This window comes from Corynebacterium sp. HMSC062A03, assembly GCF_001811145.1.
GTDB classification, from domain to species: Bacteria; Actinomycetota; Actinomycetes; order Mycobacteriales; family Mycobacteriaceae; genus Corynebacterium; species Corynebacterium aurimucosum.
Window position 1 is genome coordinate 1 of record NZ_KV803696.1, and the last position, 10,522, is coordinate 10,522.

Below are 10,522 nucleotides of genomic sequence, written 5' to 3' on the forward strand. Positions count from 1 at the left end.
ACAGCGGGAGCAGCGGGCCCTTTAGCTCTTAAAGGATGAGACCCGCTAACCGGAAGACGGTTGACGGGTCAGTCGGCGTGGGTGGTGCGTGAGCTAGTGGCCGGTGCCGATTTCTAGGTGCATGCCCGGAACCGAGTTGATGAGGTTGCGGGTGTACTCCTGCTGGGCGTTTTCGAAGATATCGTCGGCGGTGCCCTGTTCGACGGCCTGTCCCTTCTTCATGACCACTACGTCGTCGGCGGTCTGGCGGACCACCGCGAGGTCGTGAGTGATGAAGAGATACGACAGGCTGAGCTCCGACTGCAGCTCCGCGAGGAGCTGGATGATCTGGTTCTGCACCAGCACGTCGAGGGCGGAGACAGCCTCATCGAGGACGATGACCTCCGGGCGAAGAGCCAGCGCGCGGGCAATGGCGATACGCTGGCGCTGGCCGCCGGAAAGCTCGTTGGGGTAGCGGCGCATGGCGGAGCGGGGCATGGAGACCATGTCGAGAAGCTCGGCCACGCGGGCCTCACGTTCCTTGCGCGAGCCCACCTTGTGCAGGGCCATAGGTTCCTCGATGCACTTATAAATCGAGTACATCGGATCCAGCGAACCATAGGGATTCTGGAAGACCACCTGCATCTTGCGGCGGAGTTTGAAGAGCTCCTTCTTCGACAGCGTCGAGGTATCGCGGCCTTCAAACTCGATGGTGCCGGAGGTCGGCTCCAAAAGACCCAACACCATGTTGGCCACCGTGGACTTGCCGGAACCGGACTCGCCCACCAGCGCAAGGGTGGTGCCGCGGCGGATGTCGAAGGAGACATCATCGACGGCCTTTAGCAGCTTCTTGCCGCCGCGCTGGCCGCGGATATCGAATTCCTTGGTGAGGTTACGAACCGAGATGACCGGGGCCTGAGCCGCGGAAGATGAACCTGCAGCGGAATCTGCAGCGGTGGAACCAGACTCGGAGGCGGCGCCGATCGCCTCACCCGACTTCAGCTCCTTGGCCTCCACACCAGCTTCCTTGGCCGCGCGGATGCGGGAGGAGGCGAGGGAGGGGGCGGCGTCGACAAGCCGGCGCGTGTAGGGGTGCTGCGGGGAGCGCAGAATCTCTCGCGAGGGGCCCGACTCGACGATGCGGCCGCGGTGCATCACGATGAGGTGCTCCGCGCGCTCGGCCGCCAGACCGAGGTCGTGGGTAATGAAGAGCACCGCGTTACCCAGCTCCTCGGTGAGGTGCTCTAGGTGATCCAGGATGGTTTTCTGCACCGTCACGTCGAGGGCGGAGGTGGGCTCGTCGGCGATGAGCAACTTCGGGCGTGCGGCCAGGCCAATCGCGATGAGAGCGCGCTGGCGCATACCTCCAGAGAACTCGTGGGGGTACTGCTTGGCGCGGCGTTCGGCGTCGGGAAGCCCGGCTTCCTCCAGAAGCTCCACCACGCGTTCGTGGCGCTTGGAACCCTCCACCACGTGGTTGGCCTTGAGAGACTCCTCAACCTGCGTGCCGATGCGCCACACTGGGTTGAGGTTGGACATCGGATCCTGCGGGACCAGGCCAATCTTGTCACCGCGCAGCGATTCGAATTGCTTGTTGTTGTAGTGAGTGATGTCCTCGCCCTCAAAAAGGATCTGGCCGCCGGTAACCTTGCCGGTGCCCGGTAGCAAGCCGAGGATGGACATCGCCGTGGTGGACTTACCGGAACCGGACTCGCCCACGATGGCCACGGACTGGCCAGGGTAGATGGACATGTTGACGCCACGCACTGCCTCAACCACACCGGTGGAGGTGGTGAAGGAGATATGGACGTCCTTCATTTCAAGAAGTGGCTTAGTCATTAACGCTTCCTCGCCTTCGGATCGAGTGCATCGCGGACGACGTCACCCATCATGATGAAGCTCAACACGGTCAGGCCCAAAGCACCCGCCGGGTAGAACAGGACTGCCGGAGCGACGCGGAGGGAAGCCTGCGCGTCAGAGATGTCTCCGCCCCAGGACACAAACGTCGGCGGCAGGCCGATGCCCAGGAAGGACAAGGTGGCTTCCGCGACGATGTAGGTGCCCAGCGCCACGGTGGCGTAGGAGATGATGGGCGCGGCCGCATTCGGCAGGATGTGGCTGAACAAGATGCGCCAGCTCGACGCACCGATGGAGCGCGCGGATTGCACGAATTCCTCGTTCTTGATGGAGACCACCGCGCCGCGCGTGATGCGGGCAATGGAGACCCAGCCGAAGAGGCCGAGCACCAAGACCACCGTGACGATGGTGCGGTGCTCCTTGAACATCTGCATGACCACGATGGCGGCGAGCACCAGCGGGATGGCGAAGAAGATGTCGGTGATGCGGGAGAGAACAGAGTCGATCCAGCCGCCGAAGAAGCCGGCGATAGCACCGATCATTGAACCAAGCACTACGACGAGCAGCGTGGTGAGGACGCCGACGGCTACCGACGCGCGCGCACCGTAAATCACGCGGGCGTAGATGTCACAGCCTTGGCGGTTGAAGCCGAAGGGGTGGCCTGGCTCGGCGGGGGAGAGGGACTTGGACAGCTCGCATAGGCGCGGGTCGGTGCTAGTGAAAAGACCCGGTGCGATGGCTAGGAGGATGGCCACGAGAATCATCACGGCCGCAATCCAGAACAGTGGGCGACGGCGCAGGTAGCGCCATGCCTCCCCCCACTGGGAGGAAGGCGCGGACTCGTCCTTGACGGCATCGACCGCGCCGAGACCCGTTTCATCGGTTTCCGAGACGAAGTGCTCTTGGCCCGGGTAGGGAGTGGTTTTCTCGAAATTAGGCATAGCGGATCCTCGGATCAAGTACGGCGTACAGGAGGTCAACGAGCAGGTTGGCGATGATGTAGATGATCACCAGCACGGTGGTGAAGGAGACGATTGTGGTCGGCTCACCACGCAGAATGGCCTGGTACATGGTGCCGCCGACGCCGTTGATGCCAAAGATGCCCTCGGTCACGATGGCGCCGGTCATGAGCGCACCGATGTCGGCGCCGATGAAGGTGGCCACGGGAATCAGCGAATTGCGCAGCACGTGGCGGCGGGTCACCGCGCCGTTGGACAGACCCTTGGCGCGGGCGGTGCGCACGTAGTCGGCGCGCAGGTTCTCCGCCACGGACTGGCGGGTCAGGCGGATGACGTACGCCAAGGAGAGCGCGCCGAGCACCATGGCCGGCATGAGGAGAGACTTCACTGTGGCGTTAGCGCCGACGGTAACCGGCAAGACGCCCCACTTAATGCCCACGAGGTACTGGAAGACAAAGCCGATGACGAAGGAAGGCACCGCGATGACGAGCAGGGAGATGACCAGCACGGTGGAATCGAAGAAGCCCCCGCGGCGCATGCCGGCGAAGACACCGAAGAGGATGCCGAAGGCGGACTCAAAGATAATGGCCATGACGGTCAGCTTCACAGTAACCGGGAAGGCGTTAGCCATCACCTGGGTTACGGGAACCCCGGAGAAGGTCGTACCGAAGTCCAGCATGAAGATGCCCTTGATATAGAGCAGATACTGAATGATGAACGGCTTGTCGAGGTTGTATTCCGCCTCGATGCGGGCACGGGCAGCCTCGGTAAGGCCGCGGTCACCGCCAAGGGCTTCGACAGGATCGCCGGGCATCAAGAAGACGAGCGCATAGATGAGCAAGGTAGCTCCGAAGAACACCGGAATCATCTGGAGCACTCGGCGCCCGATATAGCGCAGCATAGTGTGGTCCTTTACTCGTTGTGGGGCAGGTGCTTGCCAGCGTCGGGACGCGGGGCATAGCTTACGAGAATTCTAATGTGTGATCCCACGCTTCGAGAAATCTATAGCGCGTTTCTAATCACACTTTGGGGGTGAAAACGCGGGGCGACCCCCGCTCCATGGAGGTTGCGGGGGTCGTGCGAAGTGGCCAGGGGTGGCGTTACTTCTTGGTGATGTTGTAGTACACCGGCTGGGACTTCCAGGAGAAGACGACGTTGTCGACGTTCTCGGAGTAGCCACCGGTGGCGTTGGAGTACCACAGCGGGATAGCCGGCAGGTCCTTGAACAGGACTTCCTGGGCCTCGGTGTACTTCTTGATGGCGTCTTCCTCAGAGGTGGAGGTCAGGGCTTCGTCGAGAAGCTTGTCAAACTCCGGGTTGGTGTAGTCACCGTCGTTGGAGGAACCGTTCGTCTTGTACAGCGGGGCCAGGAAGTTGGCCTGGCTCGGGTAGTCCGCCTGCCAGCCGGTGCGGAAGGCGGTCTTGATGGTGCGGTTGGTCACCTCATCGCGCAGGGACTTGAAGTCCGGGTACGGTGCGCCAACAGCCTCGATGCCGAGGGTGTTCTTGATGGAGTTGGTGGTGGCATCCACCCAGCTCTTGTGGCCACCGTCGGAGTTGTAGGCAATCTCCAGGCTCGGGTTATCCCACTTGTTGAGCCTGTCGGCCTCAGCCCACAGTTCCTTGGCCTTCTCCGGATCGTACTCAAGGACTTCGTTGCCCTTGATGTCCTCGGAGTAGCCCGGCATAACCGGGGAGGTGAAGTCCTTGGCCGGGGTGCGGGTGCCCTTGAAGATGGTATCGGTGATCTCCTCGCGGTTGATGGCGTAGGAGATAGCCTGGCGGCGCAGCACACCTTCTTCACCGGAGTAGTGCTCGAGGTTCTCGCCCAAGGTGAAGGACTGGAAGATAGCAGTCGGCTGGTTCACTGCACGGTCGCCGAGGTCGGCCTCGTAGACGTCGAAAGCGGAGTCCGGAACGGCGTCGAGAACGTCGAGGTTGCCCGAGAGCAGATCGGCGTAAGCGGCGTCCTGGGAGGCGTAGAAGACGAACTTGATGCCGTCATTCTGCGGGGTCTGGCCACCCTTGTACTCCTCATTCGGAACGACGGTGGCGTCCTGGTTGTGGTTCCACTCGGTCAGCTTGTACGGACCGTTACCAATCGGGTTCTGGCCGAAGGCGTCCATATCCTCCAGGGCAGACTCGTGCAGCGGGTAGAACGCGGAGTAACCCAACTGTGCCGGGAAGTCCTGCTCCGGGCTGTTCAGAGCGATGGTGAAGGTGAGGTCATCGACGACCTTGAGGCCCTCCATCTTTTCGACTCCTTCCTCGAAGCCCTTGATGTTGGCAAAGAAGGAAGCGTTGAGCTGGTCGTTGGCCACGGCGTAGTTCCAGGCGTCCACGAAGTTCTTCGCGGTGACCGGGGAGCCGTCGGAGAACTTAGACTCCTTGAGCTTGACGGTGAACTCGGTGTTGTCGTCATTCGGCTCGATGGATTCAGCCAGCTCGTTCTGAGCTTCGCCGTCACCGTCGTAGTAGACCAGGCCGGCGTAGATGGAATCGACGATACGTCCGCCGCCGGTCTCATTGGTGTTGGCCGGGATGAGCGGGTTCTGCGGCTCGGAGCCGTTGACGGTGACGATGCCATCGCCGGAGCCGGAAGCAGAGTCCGAACCGGAGTTGTCGCCACCACAAGCCGCGAGGGTGAGCGGCAGGGTAGCGACAGAGAGAGCAGCGAGCGTCTTCTTGAGCGTCATGTGGGGCTTAGACCTCCGTGGTGCGAAAGATGTAGAAAACCTGTGGTGTTGGTTTTATATGAAGCTACCGCGTGGCGCGTCTCATATACAAGGAATTGAAAAATATGCCCTGTGATAAAAGCTATAGATTGGTAGGTATTTGTCTTTAACCTGCGCTTTTATCAAAGAATTAAAAAAGCCCCATCCCCCTGAGAGGGGTGGGGCACGGAGAGGTGCTGAATGTTACCTATCTCGCAGCCATTGGATGATGGTTTGGGCGAAGCCATGCGGGTTCTCAAGATAGGGCAGGTTCTTTGCATTGGGGATAGTGGTGGCGGTGAAGTCCCCACGGCAGCGCCGCGCCGCCCGCCGCGCCACCGGCCGCCACAGCATCTGATCGGCGTGGATGAACAGCGTCGGGCACTGCACGGTGAGCTCAAGCCAACTCAGCGGAACCACGGCGGTACGAAGTCGGTGGTTCCAGGTGATTCCCCGGCGGACGTTGCCAATGCGGGAAGAAGTCACGCGCAGGCGCAGGGCTTCCTCGCGCTCGGCGCCGCTGAAGGATCCGAGGGCGTCGAGATCCATCTCCCGGAGGTAAGTGGACTCTCTCAGCAGGAGGCTCGGAGCGCCAATTTTTCCCAGGCGGCACAATGCTGCGCGCAGGAGAACCCACCCAAAATCCCAGGGGCGTGCGGCGATGGCGCGGCGTAAATCAGCCGGGTGTGCTGCCGAAACAGAAACCAGCCCGCGTACCCGCTCAGGCCGCTCGGTAGCCAGCGCCCAGGCCACCGCACCACCGGTATCCGCGCCAACCAGGTAGGCGTCATCGTGGCCTAATGCGCGGATGGCACCGCTGACATCGCCAACCGCCACGCGGATATCTTGGCCGGGTTCGAGCGGTGGTTTATCGGACATGCCAAAACCGCGCATGTCGAGGGCGGCGACGTGGAAGCCGGCGTCGGCAAGCGGGGCAATCACATTCCGGAAGTCGAACCACCCACCAAAGGAACCATGGAGCAGCAGCACCAACGGGTTCTCCGGGTCGCCAGCGGTAGCGGCGTGCAGGCGGATGCCGCGCGTGTGCAGGAACTCGTGCTCAAAGGGGCCGTCAAGCTCCACTACGGAGGGCGGTAGGGGATTCATAGGCGGGCCTTTCATGGGAAGGGTGCACAGAAGAAATCCGCCCCGAACGCATGTGCTCGGGGCGGGAGATTGAAAAGGACCTTAAAGGTTTAGGTGTAGAGGCCACGCTCGATGGACTTCTCAGCCTTACCCGGTACCAGCTTCTTGAGTTCCTTCGTGGACTCGATGGTCTTCTCCGGGGCCTTGACCTGCTTGACCTGCTTGAAGCCGATGAAGGCCACGACGGCGGCTAGGACGACCATGATGAGGAAGACAATCAGGAAGGCAGCCCAGCGGTCGAGCCACACGGCGAGCAGCTCCGCCAGGAAGAAGAAAAAGAAGAAGGAGCTGTACAGCGCCACGGTGCCGGCCACGCCGAACATGCCCGCGCCGATGCCGCCCTTCTTGGCAGAAGCAGCGAGCTCGGTCTTGGCCAGCTCGACCTCGGAGCGAACCAGCTGGGACATCTGCTCGGTGGCGTTGGATACGAGCTGGCCGATGGATGCTTCGCCACGGCGGGAGGTATCCGCATCGCTCAAGGGAATGCCGTCTACCTTCGGGGCGAACTTGTTGGACCCGTCAGTGAATAGTCCGTCGTTGCTCACGGTTAAATACTCCTACTGTTTTGTCGCAATCTATATCGGCCATAGTAATGAACTTTCCAGCGTTCATGTGGTGCGGCCCGCAAAGTGGGTACGGCGTTATTGTAATGGGTATGCCGCATTCTGACCCGCTGACCCCGCTGATGGCCCTTTCTGGGGTGAAGGATAAAGCTGCTTCTGCCGCCTCAGCGTTAGCGCGCGTGCACCGCCGGCCCGCGGGCTTGCGCAAGTTCGACGTCATTTCTTCAGAGTCGCTCTTGCGCGGTGCGCGGGCGGCCGCGGCGATCGACGGTGCGCCGCTTGAGGCTGACGGTATCCCGCCCGCGGTCAGCGCTTATTCCCTCCTTGCCCCCGAAAAACAGGCTGCTACCGTGCGCACCTTCGCGCGGGCCCCGCTGCAGATCCTGGCCAGCATTGATGTTGCGGCGGGTGGCGCGGGCCACCCTGATCAGAACCCGGCGGTGGCGCAGGCGCTAGCACAGCTCATCACGCGCGGAACCGGTGTGGATTTCGACCGCTTGTTACCGGTGGTGCTGCACGCGGAGATCGCTGCGCGCTCGCTCTTCGGCGCGCGCAGTACCGTCGTGGCGCTCGTCGCCGCGCGCACCGCCGCCATCCATACGGGCTTCGATCCGCGGGGTTTTGCCGTGCCCGAGACCTACCTCAACCGGCATCGCGCGGATTACCGTGCGGCACTGGACGCTTATGACAAGGATCCGGCGGCACTTATCACGCTGCTTTTCGACGCCTGGGAAGCCGGCGCCCGCGAAGCCGATGGCATCGCGCAAGCGGCCTAGTCGCGCAGCTGCTGCCGCGCAAAGAAAACACCGCCGACCACGAGGGCCGCTATGCCGGCCACGACCGCTGAGCCGATACCGAACTCGCGGGCGCTGGGCGCGGTGAAGAGCGGAACGGGGTGCTTAAACGTGCGGATTTCCCAGTCATGGGCAAGGGCATGCTTCTTCAATAAGCGGTCTGGGTTCACGGCAACGGGGTGGCCGACCTGCTCCAGCATGGGGATATCCGTTGCTGAATCGGAGTAAGCAAAAGATACGTCGGGGTCGACGTTGAGATCCTGAGCAATGCGCGCCAATGCCTCGGCTTTTGCGGCACCTTTGCAATAAAACAGGATTTCCCCGGTGAACCGGCCGTCTTCCTCGGCGAGCTCGGTGGCCACGACGTGCTCGATGCCCAGCTCCTGTGCGATGGGCTCGACCAGCACGCTTGCCGACGCCGAGATGATCACCACCTCGTGGCCGGCGGCGCGGTGGGCGTCGATAAGCGCGCGTGCCTCCGCATAAATGGCGGGGGTGACTACTGAATGCATGGTCTCCACCGCGATGTCGTGGACTTCCTGAACGGACCAACCGGCGGCCATGGCGGCGAGCTGATCCCGGGTGGTGTCCATATGCTCACTGCTGTGCCCGGCGAGCATATAGCTGGCTTTGGCTAAAGACAGCTGCAGTGCCTCGGCATGGGTAATGAGCCCGTTGTGCATGAACTCGCGGCCGAAGGCATAGGCAGAGGATGTGGCAATGATCGTTTTGTCCAAGTCGAAGAACGCGGCCGCGCGGGTGGCGCCGTCAGTGGGAAAAGAGGTACCGGTCATCGAGAAGGCCTGCCGTCTGTGTGCGAGTTACCCTGCTCATCGTAGCCTCTTAGCAGGAAGAATCGGGAGTGCGCAAACATATTGCCAGAAAACTCAAGGAATGTTGGATTTCGCTGTTGTCATCTCTTGGTTCGCGTGCCATAATGTCATGTGCAAGGCCCCGATATACAGTGCGGCCTGCCCCGGCGCACCCCCCGATGCCGGGTTACCGATGGCCCGCGCACACCCCCCCGAGGCGCGGGCCATCACCTTTTTCTTTTAAGCCAACATGCCCCCAGTCGGCTTAAGGGACATTTCGTGTGGATTTGCGGCGTGTCGCGCTAAGGGACATTTCGTGTGGATTTAGGAGCGTCCGGCCCAGCCTTTTCTTATGCCTAAGCTGGGGTTCCATTCGTTGTCGATGTGGGTATCGAATGCGGCAGGTCGCCCGTCTGGGTGGCCGCGGCGTTTACGTTCTTCTTGTGCCCAGGCTGCGCGTGCGGCTTTTTCTCCTTGGCGTCCGAAGTCTTGTTGCTTGGCTAACTCCAGCGGCGCTACCGGGTCTTCGGTATGGGTGTAGAGCCACCAGTCCATGGTGATGCGCTGGTGCTCATCGAACATGCCACGATGGTTTCCGGCTAAGTCTTTGAGTTGTTTGTTGATGCCGCCTTCCAGCAAGTTTGTGGTGGCTTTTAAGTCTTGCGTGACGCCTTCAGGCGGGTCAAGGAAGGTAAATAATTGTCCGGCGTGGATGAGCTTTTCTAGCCGTTTTAGAGCCCTGCGGGCGTTGCGGTGGGTGTACCACCATTTCTGGTTAGCGCTGACCCATTTCGGTACTTGGCCTGCTGGTATAGCACTGCGGTAGGTGCGCTGTTTAAGCCAATCAGCAAAGGTGATGCGGGTGTGGTGGACTGCAGCTGTAAACCGCGCAGCATCGTCGGGATTGCGTACTTGGACGAGCATGTAGCCCAGTTTCCGGATTGCTTTATGCGCTGGGTGAATCGGGTTGCGGCTGATATCAGCAAAAGTGTTGCGCTGGACGTGAACTAGGCAGCGCTGGATTCTCACGTCGGGCCATTTAGTGCGCAGTGCCTTGAGGGCTCCGCCTGCCCCGTCGGTGGTGACGATGAGTGGTTGCGCGATTTTGTCGAGCAGTTTCAGGTACTCGTATGAGCTTTCACGCAGGCACCAGTGCCAGGCGATGACGTGTGTGTCGGTGCAGGCTACAAGCAGGCATTTCTTGTGAAAGTAGGTGCCGTCGATAAAGATCTGGTCATAAACCCGATAGGGGTCAGTAGACGTGGGCACGGTGATAAACCACAGCAGCTTGAACCACCGGGTCAACGTGCGCCTTGTTACCCCAAGGCGTTTGGCTAAATGGTCTGCGGATTCGCCGGAAAGAATCCAGTCAATAAAGATTTTGAAGTGCCGTATCTCGCTGGCGTGTGCGCGGGTATTAATCGATGAAACGTTGCAGTTAGGACATAGCCAGCGTTGGGTTCCTGCCGCGGTTTTGCCGTTCTTAACCAGTCCGTGGCCGCACATGTCACACGACGGCCGATTCCTATTAGCCATAGGAATTGGCCTTACCGCACCAGCTGCAGTCCTCCTATCACAGACCTAGGACTATCCGGTGTTGATTTCATCGATCGGGCTGTTGGAACCGATCCAAAATCAAGATCACCGCATTATCCCAGGCTGTTCCGGGAATCCGTATCGGTTTATCCACACGAAATG

Annotated in this window: 9 protein-coding genes; 1 reads left to right on the forward strand and 8 read right to left on the reverse strand. The window is 61.0% G+C overall.

Features of this window, described 5'->3' with window-relative positions:
- Positions 1–93 precede the first annotated feature (93 nt).
- The 6 genes from HMPREF2781_RS09700 to HMPREF2781_RS09725 form a co-directional block, all read right to left on the reverse strand.
- Complete coding sequence (locus HMPREF2781_RS09700) at positions 94–1,818, reverse strand: dipeptide ABC transporter ATP-binding protein (RefSeq protein WP_070645669.1); 1,725 nt, start codon at positions 1,816–1,818, stop codon at positions 94–96.
- Positions 1,818–2,777 carry an ABC transporter permease gene (locus tag HMPREF2781_RS09705; protein ID WP_070645671.1) on the reverse strand — a complete coding sequence of 320 codons (960 nt, stop codon included), beginning with the start codon at positions 2,775–2,777 and terminating at the stop codon, positions 1,818–1,820. Before HMPREF2781_RS09705 ends, HMPREF2781_RS09700 begins: the two co-directional genes overlap by 1 nt.
- Positions 2,770–3,696: an ABC transporter permease gene (locus tag HMPREF2781_RS09710; protein WP_070444140.1), complete on the reverse strand. Its 927-nt coding sequence runs from the start codon at positions 3,694–3,696 to the stop codon at positions 2,770–2,772. The genes HMPREF2781_RS09705 and HMPREF2781_RS09710 overlap by 8 nt, the downstream gene beginning before the upstream one ends.
- Before the next feature lie 199 nt (positions 3,697–3,895).
- On the reverse strand, positions 3,896–5,491 hold the full coding sequence (locus tag HMPREF2781_RS09715) for a peptide ABC transporter substrate-binding protein (RefSeq protein WP_070645673.1): 1,596 nt from the start codon (positions 5,489–5,491) through the stop codon (positions 3,896–3,898).
- Positions 5,492–5,713: 222 nt separating this feature from the next.
- Positions 5,714–6,616 carry an alpha/beta fold hydrolase gene (locus HMPREF2781_RS09720; protein ID WP_070645675.1) on the reverse strand — a complete coding sequence of 301 codons (903 nt, stop codon included), beginning with the start codon at positions 6,614–6,616 and terminating at the stop codon, positions 5,714–5,716.
- 89 nt (positions 6,617–6,705) lie between these two features.
- Complete coding sequence (locus HMPREF2781_RS09725; RefSeq protein ID WP_070527749.1) at positions 6,706–7,200, reverse strand: phage holin family protein; 495 nt, start codon at positions 7,198–7,200, stop codon at positions 6,706–6,708.
- Between the two features lie 104 nt (positions 7,201–7,304).
- Here HMPREF2781_RS09725 and HMPREF2781_RS09730 point away from each other — a divergent pair, with 104 nt between their 5' ends.
- On the forward strand, positions 7,305–7,994 hold the full coding sequence (locus HMPREF2781_RS09730; protein WP_070645677.1) for an oxidoreductase: 690 nt from the start codon (positions 7,305–7,307) through the stop codon (positions 7,992–7,994).
- On the opposite strand, the gene HMPREF2781_RS09735 is transcribed toward HMPREF2781_RS09730, so the two are convergent.
- Both HMPREF2781_RS09735 and HMPREF2781_RS09740 read right to left on the reverse strand, forming a co-directional pair.
- The gene (locus tag HMPREF2781_RS09735) at positions 7,991–8,806 is read right to left on the reverse strand and encodes an HAD family hydrolase (RefSeq protein WP_070645679.1); all 816 of its coding nucleotides are present in this window, start codon (positions 8,804–8,806) and stop codon (positions 7,991–7,993) included. The two genes, HMPREF2781_RS09730 and HMPREF2781_RS09735, sit on opposite strands and share 4 nt — an antisense overlap.
- 342 nt (positions 8,807–9,148) lie before the next feature.
- The gene (locus HMPREF2781_RS09740; protein WP_083308557.1) at positions 9,149–10,360 is read right to left on the reverse strand and encodes an IS1249 family transposase; all 1,212 of its coding nucleotides are present in this window, start codon (positions 10,358–10,360) and stop codon (positions 9,149–9,151) included.
- Between the last annotated feature and the right edge of the window lie 162 nt (positions 10,361–10,522).